We start from the raw sequence: 17,864 nt of genomic DNA, 5'->3' as shown, positions 1-17,864 counted from the left end.
CGGGCTATGCTCATGGGTGCGCCGACACCTTGTCGGCGAGGACCGTTAGCTCAATTGGCAGAGCAGTGGACTTTTAATCCATTGGTTGTGGGTTCGAGTCCCACACGGTCTACGAGGAGCGGGAGAGGGCAACCCCCTCTGACCTGCTGAGCGGCGTCCGGGTCGGCCATGGCCGACCCGGACGCCGCTTTTTCGTGTGGTTCAGCAGCAGCCCGCCTGGGCCGTGGGCTCGTCGAAGAGGCCGGCGCCGCCGCACACGCCGGTCTCGGGGAGGGTCAGTTCGACGCGTTCGGCCGCCTTCCGGTCGCCGGCGAGAGCTGCGGCGATGGAGCGGACCTGCTCGTATCCGGTCATGGCGAGGAAGGTCGGGGCGCGGCCGTAGCTCTTCATGCCGACCAGGTAGGCGCCCTGCTCGGGGTGGGAGAGCTCGCGTACGCCGTGGGGGTAGACGGTGCCGCAGGAGTGGACGTTGGGGTCGATCAGGGGGGCGAGCGCGGTCGGGGCCTGGAGGCGTTCGTCCAGGCCGAGGCGGAGTTCGTCGAGGAAGGACAGGTCGGGGCGGAAGCCGGTGAGGCCGATGACCTCGTCCACCGGGTCGAGGCGGCGGCCGTCCTCGCCGAGCAGGACCAGTCGGTCGCCGGACTTCTCGACGGCGGTGGTGCGGAAGCCCGTCACGACGTCCGCGTGGCCCTCGTCCACGGCGGCCTTGGCGGCGAGGCCCAGTGCGCCGCGGGCGGGGAGCTGGTCGGATGCTCCGCCGCCGAAGGTGGAGCCGGTGATGCCGCGTCGCAGGAACCACACGGCGTGCGTGCCCGGTGCTTCCTTCGCGAGGTCGGCAAGGAGGGCGAGGGCGGTGAAGGCGGAGGCGCCGGAGCCGATGATCGCGGTGCGCCTGCCCGCGTGACGCGCGCGGACGGTGGGGTCCTTGAGGTCCGGGACGCGGTACGAGACGCGGTCGGCCGCCGCGCGTTCGCCGAGTGCGGGCAGGCCGTCGCCGCCGAGCGGGCCGGGGGTGGCCCAGGTGCCGGAGGCGTCGATGACGGCGCGGGCGAGGACGCGCTCCTCTCGGCCGTCCGCGTACCGGATGTGGAGGGTGAAGGGCTGCTGGTCGCGGTCGGCGTCGACGACGCGGTCGCGGCCGGTGCGGGAGACGCCGGTGACGCGGGCGCCGAAGCGGACCCGCTCGCCGAGGACGTCGGCGAGCGGCTGGAGGTACCGCTCGGCCCAGTCGCCGCCGGTGGGGTACGCGGCGCCGTCGGGCCTGACCCAGCCGGTGGGGGCCAGGAGCTTCTCGGCGGCCGGGTCGGTGACCTCGGCCCAGGGGGAGAAGAGGCGGACGTGCGCCCACTCCCGTACGGCGGCGCCTGCCGTCTCGCCGGCCTCCAGGACCAGCGGTTCGAGGCCGCGGTCGAGCAGTTGGGCGGCGGCGGCGAGGCCGACGGGGCCGGCGCCGACGACCGCGATCGGCAGGGCGGCGGAGGTGTTCTCGCTCATGACGTGCTCCAGGAGGAGGGTGACGCCGATCTTCTTTTTGATTCGACGTTCGTCGATATGGCTGATGTCCCGGAGCTTGCCCCATCAGTTCGATGGATGTCAATATTGATGCATGTCGAAGTCGAGCGTGGTGGAGCCGCAGGTCGTGGACGAGGCGATGGCGCCGTGCTGCCCGCCGCTGACGGAGCGGCCGCTGACGGCCGAGGAGTCCGAGCGCACCGCGAAGATGTTCAAGGCGCTCGGAGATCCGGTCAGGCTGCGGCTCTTCTCGCTGGTCGCCTCGCACGAGGGCGGCGAGGCGTGCGTGTGCGACATCTCCGACGTCGGGGTGTCCCAGCCGACCGTCTCCCACCACCTGAAGAAGCTGAAGGAGGCCGGGCTGCTCGCCTCGGAGCGGCGCGGGACGTGGGTGTACTACCGGGTCGAGCCGAGCGTGCTCGCCGCGATGGGCAAGCTGTTGACGGCCTTCTGAGCGGGACGCTCGCGGCGCGTGCGGACTCCGCCCGGGCCTGGACGTGCTGCCCGGCGGCGTTCGGCCCGCCTCCACCGGCGGGCCGACGCTTGCGCGGCTCAGGTGACGGGCGTGAACTTCCGGCGCCACGCCAGGGATACGTACACGAGCGCGACCAGGACCGGCACCTCGATCAGTGGGCCGACGACGCCGGAGAGCGCCTGGCCGCTGGTGACGCCGAAGGTGCCGATGGCGACCGCGATGGCCAGCTCGAAGTTGTTGCCGGCGGCCGTGAAGGCGAGGGTCGCGGTGCGGTCGTAGGCCAGGCCGATCGCCTTGCCGAGGGCGAAGGTGCCGAAGAACATGAGCGCGAAGTACACAAGGAGCGGCAGCGCGATCCGGACCACGTCCAGCGGCTGCGAGGTGATCGTCTTTCCTTGCAGGGCGAAGAGGATGACGATCGTGAAGAGCAGGCCGTACAGGGCCCACGGGCCGATCTTCGGCAGGAAGTCGGCCTCGTACTTCTCACGGCCCAGCTTCTGCTCGCCGAGGCGGCGGGTCAGGAAGCCGGCCAGGAGTGGGACGCCGAGGAAGACGACGACGTTCAGGGCGATCTTCCACAGGGAGATGTCGAGGTGCTCGCCGTCGCCCAGGCCGAGCCAGCCGGGCAGCAGGTCGAGGTAGAACCAGCCGAGCAGGCCGAACGCCAGGACCTGGAAGACGGAGTTGAGGGCGACCAGGACGGCGGCGGCCTCGCGGTCGCCGCAGGCGAGGTCGTTCCAGATGATGACCATCGCGATGCAGCGGGCCAGGCCGACGATGATCAGGCCCGTGCGGTACTCGGGGAGGTCGGCCAGGAAGGTCCAGGCGAGAGCGAACATCACGGCCGGACCGACGATCCAGTTGATGACCAGTGAGGAGGTCATCAGCTTGCGGTCGCCGGTGACGGCGTCGAGCTTGTCGTAGCGGACCTTGGCCAGGACCGGGTACATCATGACCAGCAGGCCGAGCGCGATCGGCAGGGAGATCCCGCCGAGTTCGACCTTGGCGAGCGCGTCGTCCAGGCCGGGGATCATCCGGCCCAGACCCAGACCGACGGCCATCGCGGCCAGGATCCACACTGCCAGGTAGCGGTCGAGCGTGGAGAGTTCGGCTACGACACCGGGATCGGCCGCCGGGGCCGGCGTCGCGGGCGCCCCTGCGCCCGTCTGTTCCGTGCTGGTCATCAGCAGGCCCGCTTCCGGCCGCTCTCGATCGTCTCGCGCGCGGTGGTCGCCAGGCCCGCGAAGGAGGTGGCCAGGGCGTCGAGGACTTCGGGCTTCAGCTTGTAGTAGACGAACCGCCCACACGGTTCGGTGTCCACGACTCCCGCCTCGCGCAGCACCTTCATGTGGTTGGAGAGATTGGTCTGCTTCGCGCCGGTCTCGGCGACCAGGTGCGTGGTGCACAGGGTCTCGTGGGCGAGCAGGGTCACGATCTTCAGCCTGAGCGGGTCGGCGAGCACCCGCAACAGTTCAGTGTCGACTGACGTCAGCATGGGCTGATACTGTCACATCATTCAATACTGATACCAGTCCAGGATGAATCGTGGAGCCCGCCGGAGGGGTCCTGATGACCGCGCCCACACCACCCGTCCTGCCCGACGCCCGCCTCGCCGCCGGTGCCGCACGCCTGGCCGCCCAGCACACCGGCCGCTTCTCCACCGAGACCGTCCAGGCCCTGATCGTCGACTCCTACATGCAGCTCGCCGCCACCGCGCGCATCTCCACCCACTTGGTCGTGCTGGCCGAGCGCTGGACGGCCGAGCGCCTCGACTCTTTGGAGCACCTGCGCAAGAGGCCGGGTGGCCGGAAGCCGCGGGTGCTGTTCGTGTGCAGCCACAACGCCGGACGCTCCCAGCTCGCCGCAGCCCTGCTCGCCCACCGCGCCGCGGGCCGAGTGCGGGTCTCCTCCGCGGGAACGACGCCGGCCGTCGCTGTCGAGCCCTTCGTGGCCCAGGTATTGACCGAGGCCGGAGTCGACCCCAGCGGCGCGTTCCCCAAACCGCTGACCGACGAAGCCGTCCGGGCCGCCGACATCGTCGTCACCATGGGCTGCGGCGACGCCTGCCCCGTCGTGCCCGGCCCCCGCTATTTGGATTGGCCCGTCCCCGACCCGAGGGACGCCCCGATCGCCGTCGTCCGACAGATCCGCGACGAGATCGACGCCCACATCACCGAGTTGCTCGACTCCCTGCCGACCACCTGAACTCCCAGGCCCGGCACCCATCCGGGCCCCGCTCCGCACCGCTAAGGAAGAACCGATGGCCTCCACCCCGCTCACCTCCGTCCTGTTCGTCTGCGTCCACAACGCCGGGCGCTCCCAGATGGCCGCCGGCTTCCTCACCCACCTCGCGGGCGACCGCGTCGAGGTCCGCTCCGCCGGGTCCGTCCCCGGAGACCGGGTCAACGCCGCTGCCGTAGAGGCGATGAAGGAAGTCGGCGTCGACATCTCCGCCGCCCGCCCCAAGGTCCTCACCACCGAAGCGGTCCAGGCATCCGACTACGTCATCACCATGGGCTGCGGCGACGCGTGCCCGGTCTTCCCCGGCAAGACCTACCTCGACTGGGCCCTGGAGGACCCGGCGGGCAAGGGAGTCGAGGCGGTACGTCCGATCCGCGACGAGATCAAGAGCCGCGTCGAGGGGCTGATCGCCGAGATCGACGGCCGCTGAGGATTCCCGCGAGCCGTTCGGGGAGCCGACGGAAAAGGCCTGCGGCGAGGACCAGCCCGGTGGTCCGGGCTACCAGTCGGCGTCGGGGACGGCCTCGATCCGGAAGAGCTGGTTGTCGACGTCCTTGCGGGGCCACTGGACGATGCGGGCGCCGTTGCCCTCGGAGCCGCTCGCCACGTCCAGGTACTGGCCGCTGTGTTTGGCGATGATCCGGGCCCGGGACGGGATCTCGACGGACTGTGCATCACTGGACATGCGAACGCACTCTCCTTCACGACGAAGCACGACGAAGCACGACGAAGCACGACGAAGCACGACGAAGCACGACGACTCACGACGAGTCGCGGCACTCGACGGCGAAGCGCTCACCGAAGCGCGCCGCCCCTCACTCCGCCCAGGACGCTAGGACCCCCCGGCCGCACCGGCCAGAGCATCCCTTCGCCCATGGCCGATTCCGCGCGCATGGCAAACTCGGCTGGTGCAGATCCGGATGCTGGGGCCGTTCGAAGTGCGTACCGACGGCGGTGGGTTGGTCGACGTGCCGGGGGTGCGGCTGCGGGGGCTGTTGGCCGCGCTCGCGCTTCGGCCGGGGCAGGACGTGTCGAAGGCCGCGCTGGTCGACTGGATCTGGGGGGAGTCCCCGCCCGCCGACGCCACGAACGCCTTGCAGCGGCTGGTGTCGCGGTTGCGGAAGCTGCTGCCGTACGGGGTGATCGAGGCCCGGACCGATGGATATCGCCTCGCCGTCCCGGCCGACGCCGACGCCGTCGACGTTCCGCGGTTCGAGCGCCTTGTCGCCGCCGGGCAGGCGGTCACCGGGGACCGCGCTGAGCGGGTGCGGCTGCTCCGCGCAGGCCTCGACCTGTGGCGCGGTGCGGCCCTGCAGGACGTGGGCGTACGCGACAGCGCCGCCTTCGACGCCGCCGTCGCCCGGCTCGACGCGCTGTGGCTGACCGCCACGGAGGACCGCGTCGAGGCGGAGGTCGCCCTCGGGCGCGGTGCGGAGATCGTCACCGAGCTGACCGGTCTGGTCGCCGCGCATCCGGTACGGGAACGGCTCGTCGCCGCCCTGATGCGCGCCCTCGCCGCCGGCGGGCGCAGCGGTGAGGCGCTGGCGGTGTACGAGGGTGCTCGGGTAGCCCTCGCCGACGCGCTGGGCATCGATCCCTCGGCCGAGTTGGCCGCGTTGCATGTGGCGTTGTTGCGGGGGGAGTTGGGTGGGGAGGGGCAGGCTGGTGCGGTCGAGGGGGCTATAGGGGGCTCTGGGGCTGATGGGGTCGCCGGGACCCATGTAGCCGACAGGGGCAACGGGACCCACAGGGCCGGGCGTGACGGGGCCGGCCCCGGGGAAGCCCGGCGGCGGACCAATCTGCGCGCCGAGCTCACCAGCTTCGTCGGCAAGGACACCGACATCGCCGCCGTCCGCGAACGCGTCCGCGCGCACCGCCTCACCACCCTCGTCGGGCCCGGCGGCTCCGGCAAGACCAGGCTGGCCACAGAGACCGCGCGCACGCTCCTCGGTGAACTGCCCGACGGGGCCTGGCTGGTGGAGCTCGCCGCCATCGGCCCCGACGGCGACGTGGCGCAGGCGGCGCTCGCCGGGCTCGACCTGCGGGACGCCCTGTTCGGCGGCGCCCCGAACGCCGACCCGACGGACCGGCTCGTCGCCGCCTGCCGGGACCGGGACACGCTGCTTGTCCTGGACAACTGCGAGCACGTGATCGAGTCCGCGGCCGTGTTCGCCCACCGGCTGCTCGGCGAGTGCAGGCGGCTGCGGATCCTCGCGACCAGCCGGGAGCCGCTCGGCATCACCGGCGAGGCGCTGTGGCAGGTCGAGCCGCTGGCCCTGCCGGACGGCGGCGCGGGCCCGGCCGCCATCGGGTCCTCGCCCGCCGTCCAGCTCCTGCGCGACCGGGCGGGGGCGGTGCGCCGGGGCCTCGCGGCCGACCCGGGCACCCTGGCGACGATGGCGCGGGTGTGCCGCGCCCTCGACGGGATGCCGCTGGCGATCGAGCTGGCCGCGGCCCGGCTGCGCACGATGTCCGTCGACCAGCTCGCCCACCGGCTCGACGACCGGTTCCGCCTGCTGACCAGCGGGAGCCGGACCGCCCTGCCGCGCCACAGGACGCTGCGCGCGGTGGTCGACTGGAGCTGGGAGCTGCTCACCGACGCCGAGCGGGCGGTGTTGCGCAGGCTCTCGGTGTTCTCCGGCGGGGCGAGTCTGGAGGGGGCGGAGCGGGTCTGTGCGGGGTACGCCGATGACGTGGCTCCCGGGGACGACGGCGACGCAGCCCACGCGAACGCCGCCGCCCTCGCCCCTGAGCACGTGCTCGAACTCCTCACCACCCTCACCGAGAAGTCCCTGCTCCGCGCCGAGGGCGGCAGCGCGCCCCGCTACCGGATGCTCGGCACCATCAAGGAGTACGCCGGGCAGCGCCTCGCGGAGGCGGGCGAGGCGGACCTGGCGCGGCGCGCTCACCTCGCGTACGTCTCCGAGCTCGCCGAGACCGCCGAGCCGCACCTGCGCCGGGCCGAGCAACTGGAGTGGCTCGCCGTGCTCGGCGCCGAGCACGACAACATCGGCGCGGCCATGCGCGGCGCGCTCGCCGCGGGCGAGGCGCAGGCGGCGATGCGGCTCGCGGCGGGCGCGGGCTGGTACTGGTGGCTCAGCGGGCACAGGACCGAGGGCTACGAGCTGATCACCGCGGCCGTCCGGACGCCCGGCGAGGTGACGGACGACGTACGGGCCACGGTGTACGCGCTGGTCGTGCTGTTCGTGACGTCCGGGCCCGGGGACGAGCACCAGGCCGCGGAGTGGATCCACAAGGCGTACGAGTTCGGCCGGCGCGGTCGGCGAAGTCTGCGCAACCACCCGCTGATCGGCCTCGTCGGCCCGCTGGAACGCATGCTGCGGGATCCGGGCGCGGGGGTGCCGGCGTTCGAGGAGCTGCTCGCCCACGAGGATCCGTGGGCGCGGGCGCTGGCGCGGCTGCACATGGGGAAGATGCGGATCATGCTCGGGCCGGACAGGGCGGACGGGCCGGACAGGGCGGACAGGGCGGACGGACCGGGTGGGCCGGACGGTCAGGGCGGCCACAGCGGCCAGGACGGCCAAGACGGCCAAGACGGCAAAGAAGTGGACGCCCACCTCGCCCAGGCCGTCGCCGAATTCCAGTCCCTGGGCGAGCGCTTCGGCATCTCCTTCGCGCAGACCGAGCTAGCGGCCCGCATCGCCGTGCGCGGTGAGTTCGCCGCCGCGTGCGAGCACTACGAGCAGGCGATCGCGGCCATCGCGGAGGTCGGCGCCACCGAGGACGTCATCCCGATCCGGTCGGCGCAGGCGCAGTTGTACTGGCTCCTCGGCGACAAGGCCGCGAGCGCGGCCGCGCTGGCCGATGCCGAACGGTGCGCGGAGCGGGTCACCTGGCCGGGCTCCCTGGCCGTCCTGGCCTTCGCGAAGGCGGGACTCGCCCGGTGGGACGGCGACGTCCAGGAGGCGCGGGCGCAACTCGACGTGGCGAGGGGCCTGTTGGGCGCGGAGGCGGAGCGGGCCAACATCCGCTCCATGACGTACGACCTGCTCGGATATCTCGCCGACGACCTCGACGAGGCCCGCGCGCACCGGGCGGCGGCCTGCGCGGCGGCGGCCGAGGCGGGGCACGCGCCGGTGATCGCGCGGGTGCTCGTCGGGGTCGCGGACCTGGCGCTGCGCCGGGGTGAGGACGAGCAGGCCGTACGGCTGCTCGCGGCGGGCGAGGGCGTGCTCGGGCTCACGGACCGCTCGCACCCGGACGCGGCCCGGATCGAGCGGACGGCGCGGAGCCGCCTCGGCGACACGCGGTTCGCCGAGGCGGCTCTGGAGGGGAGGCGGACCGGCTGGTCCGAGCTGGCCGGGGTCACGCTCGCTTCTTGAACGAGGAGACCGCCCACAGGTACCCGATGACGGCGAAGCCGACGCTCCAGGAGACCGCCGCGATGGTGTCGCCGCTCGACGGGTCGCCCGCGAGGAGGCCGCGCAGGGTCTCGATGATCGGGGTGAAGGGCTGGTACTCCACGAACTGCCTGATGCCTGTGCCCATGGTGTCCGAGGGGACGAACGCGCTGCTCAGGAAGGGCAGCATGATCAGCGGAACGGTGGCCATGCCCGCCGACTCCGGCGACTTGGCGGCGAGGCCGAGGGCGACGGTGAGCCAGCTGGCGGCGAAGCTGACCAGGACGATCAGACCGAACACGCCGAGCCACTGGGCGGCGCTCGCGCCCGGGTCGAAGCCCATCAGGAAGGCCACCCCGATGATCGCGGAGCAGGCCACCAGGCAGCGGACCGTCGTGACGACGACGTGGCCCGTGAGCATGGCGCCGCGGGAGACGTCCATGGTCTTGAACCGGTTGATGATGCCCTTGGTCATGTCGTCGTTCACGGCCGTGGAGGTGGCTCCGAGGCCGTAGCTGATGGTCATCACGAGCAGGCCGGGGGTCGCGTAGTCGATGTAGTCGACGCCGACGTCGAAGCCGCCGCCGAGGACCTTCACGAACAGCAGCATCATGACGATGGGGAACAGGATCGCGTTGAACACCGTGACGGGGTTCCGCATGGTGTGCTTCAGATTGCGGCGAAGCATGATCGCCGAGTCGGCCATGGCCGTGGAGACAGTGCTCACTGGGAGATCGCCGCCTTGTTCGTGTAGTCGGTGCCGGTGGTGAGGCCCGTGTCGGTGCGCTCGGTCAGGGCGAGGAAGACGTCGTCGAGGTCGGGCGTGTGCACGGTCAGCTCGTCGGCCTCGATGTCGACCGAGTCCAGCCAGTCGAGGATGGAGCGGAGCTCGCGCTGGGTGCCGTCGCTGGGGATCTGCAGGGACTGCGCCTCGTCGTCCTTGGTGGCCTCCTCGCGCAGGGCGGAGGCGGCGTGCCGGTACGCGGCCGGGTCGGTGAAGCGGAGGAGGACGTGGCCGCCGGGGATGAGGCGCTTCAGCTCGTCGGCGGTGCCCTCGGCGGCGATCTTCCCGCCGCTGAGCACCGCGATGCGGTCGGCGAGCTCGTCGGCCTCTTCCAGGTACTGGGTGGTGAGGAAGATGGTGGTGCCGTCGGCGACCAGCTCCCGGACGATCTGCCACATCGTGCGCCTGCTGCGCGGGTCGAGGCCGGTCGTCGGCTCGTCCAGGAAGATGATCTCCGGGCTGCCCACGAGGGTCATCGCCAGGTCCAGCTTCCTGCGCATGCCGCCGGAGTACGTCGACACGAGCTTCTGCGCCGACTCCACGAGGTCGAACCGCTCGAGAAGCCCCGAGACGAGCTTCTCCTTGTTGCGCACCCGCTTCAGCTCGGCCATCAGGAGCAGGTTCTCCCGCCCCGACAGCAACTCGTCCACGGCCGCGAACTGCCCCGTCACACCGATGGCCGCCCGCACCCCCTTGGTCCCGCTCACCACGTCGTGCCCGGCCACCTGCACGACCCCGGCGTCCGCCGTCATCAACGTCGTCAGGATGTTGACCGTCGTCGTCTTGCCCGCCCCGTTCGGCCCGAGCAGCGAGTAGACCGACCCCGCCGGCACCTCGAACCCGATGCCGTCGAGCACGACCTTGTCCCCGAATGTCTTGCGCAGTCCCGAAACCGCGATCGCTGAAGTTCTCATGTCCCCAAGCTCACGGCCCCACCTGTCATGGGGCTGTCACGCCCCTGACACGGGTCCTGACAGCGGAGACGCCGACCGTGACAGGGGCCGGCCCTCGCCCCGGGCAAGCCCTGAACGACCGATCGGGTGACCCGTCCCTCACATGGCCCACCACCCCCTGCGCCCCCACCCGCCCCACGGCACGCTGCCAGGGGCGCGACCCGATACGGAGGTGCGGGATGGCGGCAGCGGAGCGGAAGGGCCGTGGCGGGCGGGTGGGGCTTGTGGTGGTGCTGGTCCTGGCCCTGGGGATCGGTGCCGCGGGGTGTGGCGGTGATGGCGGCGAGGACGAGGGTGTGCGGCGGGCGCGGGCCGCTGATCTGCCGTTCGCTCACCCCGGGGTCCTCGTCAGCAAGAAGCAGTTGGACCGGGTGCGCGCGCATGTCGCCGCGCGGCAGGAGCCCTGGTTCACGGCGTACGAGCAGATGCGGGCCAGCAAGTACGCGGCGGACGACTACACCGCCAAGCCGTACGCGGTGGTGGCCTGTCCGCCCGACCTGCGCCCCGGGCAGGGGTGCGTCGAGGAGCGGGAGGACGCGCTCGCCGCGTACACGCACGCGCTGCTCTACAACATCACCGGTGACCGCGCCCACGCCGCGAAGGCCGTGCAGATCATGGACGCCTGGTCGCGGGTCCTCACCCGGCACACGGAGGCGAACGCCGGGCTCCAGACCGCCTGGGCCGCCACCTCCTGGGCGCGCGCCGCCGAGGCCGTGCGCTACACCTACGACGGCTGGACCGACGGCGAGCTGCTCCGCTTCGAGCGGATGCTCCGCAACGCCTACCTGCCCCAAGTCCGCGACGGCTCCGCCGAGTCCAACGGCAACTGGGACCTCGTCATGGCCGACGCCACCATCGGCATGGCCGTCTTCCTCGACGACCACGAGTCGTTCGAGCGGGCCGTCCAGCACTTCCGCACCCGCGTGCCCGCCTACTTCTACCTGGAGTCCGACGGGCCGCTGCCCGTCTCGCCGGAGGGCAGCGGCATCACCACGAAGGCGCAGCTCCAGAAGTACTGGTTCGGGCAGAAGACCTTCGCCGACGGGCTCTCCCAGGAGACCTGCCGCAACTTCAAGCACGCCAGCTATTCGCTCGCCGCCACCGCGCACATCGCCGAGACCGCCTGGCATCAAGGGGTCGACCTGTACGACGAGACCAAGGACCGGCTCAAGGCCGCCCTGGAGTTCCACTCCCGCTACCAGCGCGGCGCCGCCGTCCCCGGCTGGCTGTGCGGCGGCCGGGTCCAGCGCGACATGGGGCCCGACACCGAGGTCGCCCTCAACCACCTGCACGGCCGCCTCGGCTTCGACCTGCCGCAGACCCAGCGGCTCACCGCCGAGCAGCGGCCCGAGGGGACGGACGACCTGTTCGTGGCCTGGGAGACGCTGACGCACGCCGAGAACACGTGAGGCCCGGGCACGGACCGCCCCGGAGGGCCCCGTCGAGGGGGTCGTTCTTCACCGGTTCGCTTTCCGCACGTCGCATGGCGTACTGTTGGGTTCACCGACGCGGGGTGGAGCAGCTCGGTAGCTCGCTGGGCTCATAACCCAGAGGTCGCAGGTTCAAATCCTGTCCCCGCTACTGAAACCGAAGGCCCGGAATCGTTCCTCGATTCCGGGCCTTCGGCATGTGCGGCCCCCACCCGTGCCGAGCGGATGCGTTTCGGCTGTACGTGGCGTGGTTTCACGCCGTTGTCGGCGTCGGGCTTTGCGTTGACTCGTGTGCCGTGCGTAGCTTTGTGGTCACTATGAGTCGGGTGCGGTACGTGGTCTCGGTGGTGCTCCTCACCGCCTGCGCGCTGTTCGCCGGTGTGTGCCACGGGCCGCACGGGCTCACCGCCGCGACCGCGGTCACCGCCGCCCCGCCCGTCCACCACGCCTGCCCGGGCCCCGGCCACGGCGAGCACGCCGGATCGGCGCACCCCGCCGCGCTCGCCGCACAGCCCGCCGACCGGGAGCGGCAGGACGGTGCGGGCGGCAAGGGCGGCAAGACCGGCAAGGACGCCCTCGGGGGCGCACCCGCGACGGACACGGCGGCGGCTCGGCTCGCCCGGTGCGCGCCGCCCCGCGCCGGACCCTGTTGTCCGGATTCGGGCCAGCAGATCCTTCTCGCCATCGGAGTGGACCGGAACTGAGGGTGCCCCGGAGTCCCCGCGCGGACTCCCACGCCACCCCCCATCCACGTACCGAAGCACCGAAGGAAACCCCCGCATGATCGGCAACCTTCAGCCCGCGGCGGCCGCCGTGGGCAACACGCCCGTGCTCTGGATCGACGAGCCCACGCCCGACGGCGGCCGCGGCTACTGGGCCAAGCTCGAAGGCTTCAACTTCGGCGGCATCAAGGACCGGGCCGCCCTCCACATGGTCGAACGGGCCCGCGCCCGCGGCGAGTTGCGGCCCGGCGCGCCCATCGTCGAGTCCACGTCCGGCACCCTCGGCCTCGGCCTCGCCCTCGCGGGCGTGCACTACGGCCACCCCGTCCACATCGTCACCGACCCCGGCCTCGAACCCATCGTCGAGCGGATGCTGACCGCGCACGGCGCCCGCGTCCACCTCGTCCGCGAACCCGGGCCCGTGGGCGGCTGGCAGCAGGCCCGGGTCGAGCGGGTCGCCGCCCTGATGGAGCGGCCCGAGTTCGCCGGGGCCTGGTGCCCGAACCAGTACCACAACCCCGAGAACCAGGCCGCCTACCGGCCCCTCGCCGACGAACTCGTCCGGCAGATCGGCCAGTTCGACGTCCTCGTGTGCGCCGTCGGCACCGGCGGGCACTCCGCCGGGATCGCCCGCACCCTGCGCGCCGCCGCCCTGCCCGGCCTCGAACTGGTCGGCGTGGACAGCGTCGCCTCGACCATCTTCGGGCTCGCCGCCGGGCCCCGTCTGATGCGCGGGCTCGGCTCGTCGATCCACCCGCGCAACGTCGACCACGCCGCCTTCGACGAGGTCCACTGGGTGGGCCCCGCCGAGGCCGTGCGCAGCGCGCGGCGGCTCGCCGGGCGGCAGTTCGCCTCCGGCGGCTGGAGCGTGGGCGCGGTCGCGCTCGTGGCGGCGTGGCTCGCCCGCACCCGGCCGCGCGGCACGCGGATCGCTGCGGTGTTCCCGGACGGGCCGCAGCGCTACTTCGACACGGTGTTCAACGACGAGTACTGCGAGGCGCACGGGCTGCTCGGCCGCCCCGGCACGATCCCGGACGAGCCCTTGGAGGTGCCCGGCCCCGGGGACGGGGTGGTGGCGTGGAGCCGGTGGCGGGCCGGACGGTGCGCGACCGCTCCCCGGTGGGACGTGCGGTGTGGTGACGTGCTCGATGACGTACGGAGTGACGTACGGAGTGACGTACGGCGTGACGTACCGGAAGGCGTCGTCCAGTGACCCAGGTCTGGGCCCGCGCGCGCACCTTCGAGCCCGCCGTGCAGCTCCTCTTCGTCAACCAGTTCAGCATCAACCTCGGCTTCTACATGCTGATGCCGTACCTCGCGGCCCACCTCTCCGGTCAACTCGGGCTCGCCGCCTGGGCGGTGGGCCTGGTGCTCGGCGTGCGGAACCTCTCCCAGCAGGGGATGTTCCTGGTCGGCGGCGCGCTCGCCGACCGGCTCGGGTACAAGCCGATGATCGTCGCCGGGTGCGCCCTGCGCACCGGAGGCTTCGCGGCGCTCGCGTTCGCGCAGACCCTCCCGGTGCTCATCGCCGCGTCGGCGGCGACCGGGCTCGCGGGGGCGCTGTTCAACCCGGCGGTACGCGCGTACGTCGCCGCGGAGGCGGGCACACCGGAGCGCCGCGTGGAGGCGTTCGCGCTGTTCAACGTCTTCTACCAGACCGGCATCCTGCTCGGCCCGCTCGTCGGACTCGCCCTGACCGGCGTGGACTTCAAGCTCACGTGCGCGGTGGCGGCGGTCCTCTTCGCCCTGCTCTCGGTGGTGCAGTTGCTGCGCCTCCCGGTGCGCAAGGGCGATGCGGCCGGTGACGGCTCCGCGGGTCCGGCGCGGGGACAGTGGCGGGCGGTGTTCGGGAACCGGCCGTTCTGGCTGTTCTCGCTCGCCATGACCGGCTCGTACGTCCTGTCGTTCCAGGTGTACCTCGCGCTGCCCCTCGAAGTGGAGCGGCTGCTGGGCGGGGGCACGGCCACGACGGTCGCGACCAGCGGGCTGTTCGTGGTGTCGGGGCTCGTCGCGCTCGTCGGGCAGCTGCGGATCACCGACTGGTGCAAGCGCACGTGGACGCGGGAGCAGTGTCTGGCCGCCGGGCTCGCCCTGATGGGCGCCGCGTTCCTGCCGCCCGCCCTCGGCGGACCCGGGTACGCGGGCGTCACGGCGCTGCTGCTGTGCGCGGCGGCCCTGGCGGCCGCGAACGCCGTGCTCTACCCCTTCGAGATGGACACCGTCGTCTCGCTCGCGGGGGAGAGGTGGGTGGCCACGCACTACGGCCTCTACAACACGGTCTGCGGCGTCGGCATCACCGCGGGGAACCTCGCGATGGGCGCCCTGCTCGACGTGGCGGACGACCGGGGGCTGCCCGCGGTGCCGTGGCTCGCGCTCGCCGCGCTCGGCGCCGGCTGCGCGCTGGCGCTGCGCTCCCTCGGCAGGTCCGGTCGGCTCGCGGCGCCGGTGCCGGTGCTCGGGGGTGACGCCGCCTGACCCTCGCGCGCCCGGGGCGTGCGGTGCCGGTTCTGCTCGGCCGCACGCCTCCGGGCGCGTCCCCGCCCCACCACACGGCTCACCCACTCGGCCCACATCAGGTCGCCCCGGGCTCCCGCTGCGGGAAGCCTGGATGGGCCGACGCGGCGCTGATGCGGTGGAGTGGAGTGGTGGTGGTTGCTGTGCGTGGTGGGGGGCCGGACGGTGCGCAGGGCGGCCCGGCCCACCCCCGCCCCCGTAAGAAGGCCCGCCTCTCCCAGCCAACCATCGCCCCCGGCGGCACCACCCGCACCCTCCCCCGCGAGCGGGCCCTCGTCCGCGCGCTGCCCCCGCTCCTCCTCGTCGCCGGGATCTGCTTCGACATGCTCACGCCGCCCGAGTTCACCGCGTCCCCGCTGTTCGCCGCGGCGCCCCTGATCACCGCCCCGTTCTTCCGGCTTCGGACCACCGTCGCGACCGCCGCCGTGTCCTGCGCCGCCGTGCTCGTGCTGCGCCTGAGCCACCGCGTGGACGGCGCCGACGTCCAGGTCATCACCGAGTTCCTGACGATGCTGACCGTCGGCGCCCTCGCCGTCGTCATCAACCGGGTCGTCCGCCGCGGCGACGCCCGCCTCGCCTCCGCCCGGTCCATCGCCGAGGCCACCCAGCGCGCGGTCCTGCCGCAGCCCGACCCGCGGATCGGCGGCCTGGACATCGCCGCGCGGTACGAGGCGGCGGAGGCCGACGCGTTCATCGGCGGGGACCTGTACGCCGTGCAGGACACCCCGCACGGGGTGCGGCTCGTCGTCGGTGACGTACGGGGCAAGGGGATGGGGGCGGTGGCCGCCGTCGCCGTCGTCATCGGGGCCTTCCGGGAGGCCGCCGAGCAGGAGGCCACGCTGGAGGCGGTGGCGCAGCGCCTGGAGCGGGCGCTGGCCAGGGAGGGGATGCGGCGGGACGGGCTCGACGCCTTCGAGGGGTTCACCACGGCGGTCCTCGTGGAGATCCCGCGCGGCGACGAGGGCACCGTACGCATCATCAACCGCGGCCACCCCGAACCACTGATGCTGCGCGCCGACGGACGTCTGTGCGTGCTCTCGCCGTCCGAGCCCGCGCTGCCGCTCGGCATGGGCGACCTCGGCACCTGGCCGGACCGCGCCGACCAGACCCCGTTCCCGCCGGGGGCCACGCTGCTGCTCTACACCGACGGGCTCTCCGAGGCCCGGGACGAGGACGGCGAGTTCTACGTCCCCGCCACCCGGCTCGGCGGCCGGATCTTCCCCGGGCCCGCCGGACCCGACTCACTGCTCGCGACCCTCGTCGACGAGGTCCGCCGGCACACCGGGGGCGGTGCCACGGACGACCTGGCGATGCTCGCCGTACGCCGTCCGATCACGGTCGGTGACTGAAGGGCACCCCTCCGCAGCCTGATTGGCGCGGTGTCAGCAAGCCGTGGAGATCCAGAACGCTGCGGTGCGTCATGGGCTCCGCTCAACTCGCCCTACTCCAGCCGCTGATGTCCCTTGTGTTCGTAGCGTAAGCGTTAACGATCAGACGGAACAGCTTGGAATACGGCACCGCTGTCTATTAACGTTCGATAACGCAGCGCGGTCGTCCCAGCCGGCACTCAAGTCGGCTCCGTGCGCACGCGCCTAATCCCGCAAGGGAGCCGGGGAACCACCACATTGGGGTGAATCGGGCACGCACCACGCCCGTAGGAGACCTTCCTGCTCCGAACCCGTCAGCTAACCCGGTAGGCGAGAAGGAAGGAAAGGAGTGCGCCCCAGTGGCGTCCAACCGGCCTGCCCCCGAAGCGCTCTACGTACCGAACGACGAATCCGCCGAAGGACCCGAGGGTCCCACCGGATTCGGCGGGTACGCCCCCCAGGAGCCGTGGGAGGAGTGGAACCCCACCGCGGAGTCCATCCGCCCCGTGCGCGGCAGGCACCGGGTCCACAAGAAGGGCGGCGGCGGCCTCGCGCGCAGCTCCACCGTCCTCGGCGTCGGCGTCATCGCGGCCGTGGGCGCGGGCGGCATCGCCACCGCGCAGGGCGGCAAGCCCCCGGTCTCCATCGCCATGCCGGACATGTCGGCGGTCACCGACCAGCTCCCCGAGGCCAAGTCCCTGCCGGGCGTGGGCTCCCTGATATCCGACGACGACGGAGGTGCCGGCGGCGCCGACACCGCCACCGTCGCGGCCGCCGCGCCGCTCAGCTCCGCGGGCGTCACCACCGCCGACGCCGAGCGCGGCACCACCGGCGCGGGCGAGGCCCTGCGCGCCCGCATCATGCAGCAGGCCGAGAACCAGCAGCACCAGGCGGAGGACGCCCAGCGCATCGCCGCCGAGGACGCCGCCGTGAAGAAGGCCGCCGAGCAGGCCAAGGCCCAGCAGGGCAAGGCGGAGGCCGCCGCGAAGGCCAAGGCCGCCGAGGAGAAGCGCAAGAAGGAGGAGGCCGCGCGCAAGAAGGCGGAGGCGGAGCGCCTCGCCAAGCTCGCCAAGAGCTTCTCGCTGCCCACCTCCTCGTACACCCTCACCTCGCACTTCGGCGACTCCGGTTCCATGTGGTCCTCCGGCCAGCACACCGGCCTCGACTTCGCCGCCCCCACCGGCACGCCCCTCAAGGCCGTGCACACGGGCACCATCAAGTCGGCGGGCTGGTCCGGTTCGTACGGCTACCGCACGGTCCTGGAGCTGAAGGACGGCACCGAGATCTGGTACTGCCACCAGTCCTCGATGAGCGTCAGCGTCGGCCAGAAGGTCACCACGGGCGAGGTCATCGGCCGCGTCGGCGCGACCGGCAACGTCACCGGACCGCACCTCCACATGGAGGTCCACACCAGCGGCGGCGCCAACATCGACCCGCTGGCCTGGCTGCAGGGCAAGGGCCTCAACCCGTAACACCCAAGGCTCCGGCGGTCCTGGCGACGACCC

16 protein-coding genes, 2 tRNA genes and 1 riboswitch are annotated in these 17,864 nt (G+C 72.5%); of the genes, 12 read left to right on the top strand and 6 right to left on the bottom strand.

Going from position 1 to position 17,864, the window contains the following annotated elements; all coding sequences use genetic code 11:
- The first annotated feature begins 39 nt into the window (after positions 1-39).
- Positions 40-112, top strand: a tRNA-Lys gene (locus tag AB6L24_RS23545).
- A gap of 89 nt (positions 113-201) precedes the next feature.
- Here AB6L24_RS23545 and AB6L24_RS23540 read toward each other — a convergent pair.
- The gene (locus tag AB6L24_RS23540; protein ID WP_405658120.1) at positions 202-1,494 is read right to left on the bottom strand and encodes an NAD(P)-binding domain-containing protein; all 1,293 of its coding nucleotides are present in this window, start codon (positions 1,492-1,494) and stop codon (positions 202-204) included.
- 112 nt (positions 1,495-1,606) lie between these two features.
- Between AB6L24_RS23540 and AB6L24_RS23535 the strand changes: the two genes are divergently transcribed.
- Positions 1,607-1,966, top strand: coding sequence for an ArsR/SmtB family transcription factor (locus tag AB6L24_RS23535; RefSeq protein WP_405658118.1), 360 nt, complete (start codon positions 1,607-1,609; stop codon positions 1,964-1,966).
- 98 nt (positions 1,967-2,064) lie between these two features.
- On the opposite strand, the gene arsB is transcribed toward AB6L24_RS23535, so the two are convergent.
- Both arsB and AB6L24_RS23525 read right to left on the bottom strand, forming a co-directional pair.
- Positions 2,065-3,171 carry an ACR3 family arsenite efflux transporter gene (gene arsB / locus AB6L24_RS23530; RefSeq protein ID WP_405658115.1) on the bottom strand — a complete coding sequence of 369 codons (1,107 nt, stop codon included), beginning with the start codon at positions 3,169-3,171 and terminating at the stop codon, positions 2,065-2,067.
- A complete protein-coding gene (locus AB6L24_RS23525; protein WP_405658113.1) occupies positions 3,171-3,482 on the bottom strand; it encodes an ArsR/SmtB family transcription factor in 312 nt (103 codons plus the stop codon). The genes arsB and AB6L24_RS23525 overlap by 1 nt, the downstream gene beginning before the upstream one ends.
- A 74-nt stretch (positions 3,483-3,556) precedes the next feature.
- On the opposite strand from AB6L24_RS23525, the gene AB6L24_RS23520 reads away from it, so the two are divergent.
- Together AB6L24_RS23520 and AB6L24_RS23515 are read left to right on the top strand one after the other, a co-directional pair.
- Positions 3,557-4,192, top strand: coding sequence for a three-helix bundle dimerization domain-containing protein (locus AB6L24_RS23520; protein ID WP_405663282.1), 636 nt, complete (start codon positions 3,557-3,559; stop codon positions 4,190-4,192).
- Between the two features lie 55 nt (positions 4,193-4,247).
- On the top strand, positions 4,248-4,658 hold the full coding sequence (locus AB6L24_RS23515) for an arsenate reductase ArsC (RefSeq protein ID WP_405658111.1): 411 nt from the start codon (positions 4,248-4,250) through the stop codon (positions 4,656-4,658).
- Between the two features lie 69 nt (positions 4,659-4,727).
- Here AB6L24_RS23515 and AB6L24_RS23510 read toward each other — a convergent pair whose 3' ends face one another.
- Positions 4,728-4,913, bottom strand: a complete 186-nt coding sequence (locus tag AB6L24_RS23510) for an RICIN domain-containing protein (RefSeq protein ID WP_405658109.1) — start codon at positions 4,911-4,913, stop codon at positions 4,728-4,730.
- Between the two features lie 223 nt (positions 4,914-5,136).
- On the opposite strand from AB6L24_RS23510, the gene AB6L24_RS23505 reads away from it, so the two are divergent.
- Positions 5,137-8,571, top strand: coding sequence for an AfsR/SARP family transcriptional regulator (locus tag AB6L24_RS23505; RefSeq protein WP_405658107.1), 3,435 nt, complete (start codon positions 5,137-5,139; stop codon positions 8,569-8,571).
- Here AB6L24_RS23505 and AB6L24_RS23500 read toward each other — a convergent pair.
- Together AB6L24_RS23500 and AB6L24_RS23495 are read right to left on the bottom strand one after the other, a co-directional pair.
- Entirely contained in the window at positions 8,555-9,295 is a 741-nt protein-coding gene (locus AB6L24_RS23500) for an ABC transporter permease (RefSeq protein WP_405663280.1), read from the bottom strand. The genes AB6L24_RS23505 and AB6L24_RS23500 overlap by 17 nt on opposite strands.
- Positions 9,296-9,312: 17 nt before the next feature.
- A complete protein-coding gene (locus AB6L24_RS23495) occupies positions 9,313-10,287 on the bottom strand; it encodes an ATP-binding cassette domain-containing protein (RefSeq protein WP_405658105.1) in 975 nt (324 codons plus the stop codon).
- Positions 10,288-10,505: 218 nt separating this feature from the next.
- On the opposite strand from AB6L24_RS23495, the gene AB6L24_RS23490 reads away from it, so the two are divergent.
- The 7 genes from AB6L24_RS23490 (at position 10,506) to AB6L24_RS23460 (ending at position 17,831) form a co-directional block, all read left to right on the top strand.
- Positions 10,506-11,735 carry an alginate lyase family protein gene (locus AB6L24_RS23490; protein WP_405658102.1) on the top strand — a complete coding sequence of 410 codons (1,230 nt, stop codon included), beginning with the start codon at positions 10,506-10,508 and terminating at the stop codon, positions 11,733-11,735.
- 98 nt (positions 11,736-11,833) lie between these two features.
- Positions 11,834-11,907: transfer RNA gene (locus tag AB6L24_RS23485), tRNA-Met, on the top strand.
- Between the two features lie 166 nt (positions 11,908-12,073).
- The gene (locus tag AB6L24_RS23480) at positions 12,074-12,460 is read left to right on the top strand and encodes a hypothetical protein (RefSeq protein WP_405658100.1); all 387 of its coding nucleotides are present in this window, start codon (positions 12,074-12,076) and stop codon (positions 12,458-12,460) included.
- A 76-nt stretch (positions 12,461-12,536) separates the two neighbouring features.
- Positions 12,537-13,691, top strand: coding sequence for a PLP-dependent cysteine synthase family protein (locus tag AB6L24_RS23475; protein ID WP_405658097.1), 1,155 nt, complete (start codon positions 12,537-12,539; stop codon positions 13,689-13,691).
- Positions 13,688-14,953, top strand: coding sequence for an MFS transporter (locus tag AB6L24_RS23470; protein ID WP_405658094.1), 1,266 nt, complete (start codon positions 13,688-13,690; stop codon positions 14,951-14,953). Before AB6L24_RS23475 ends, AB6L24_RS23470 begins: the two co-directional genes overlap by 4 nt.
- Before the next feature lie 182 nt (positions 14,954-15,135).
- The gene (locus tag AB6L24_RS23465) at positions 15,136-16,341 is read left to right on the top strand and encodes a PP2C family protein-serine/threonine phosphatase (protein ID WP_405663278.1); all 1,206 of its coding nucleotides are present in this window, start codon (positions 15,136-15,138) and stop codon (positions 16,339-16,341) included.
- A gap of 230 nt (positions 16,342-16,571) precedes the next feature.
- Positions 16,572-16,707: riboswitch (cyclic di-AMP (ydaO/yuaA leader) on the top strand.
- Positions 16,708-16,718: 11 nt separating this feature from the next.
- On the top strand, positions 16,719-17,831 hold the full coding sequence (locus tag AB6L24_RS23460) for a M23 family metallopeptidase (protein WP_405658091.1): 1,113 nt from the start codon (positions 16,719-16,721) through the stop codon (positions 17,829-17,831).
- Positions 17,832-17,864: the final 33 nt, after the last annotated feature.

The sequence above is a fragment of the Streptomyces sp. RK9 genome (genome assembly GCF_045070545.1).
Classification (GTDB): Bacteria; Actinomycetota; Actinomycetes; order Streptomycetales; family Streptomycetaceae; genus Streptomyces; species Streptomyces alboflavus.
Note: the sequence above shows the minus strand (reverse complement) of the source record. Positions and strands in the feature narration are given on the sequence as shown.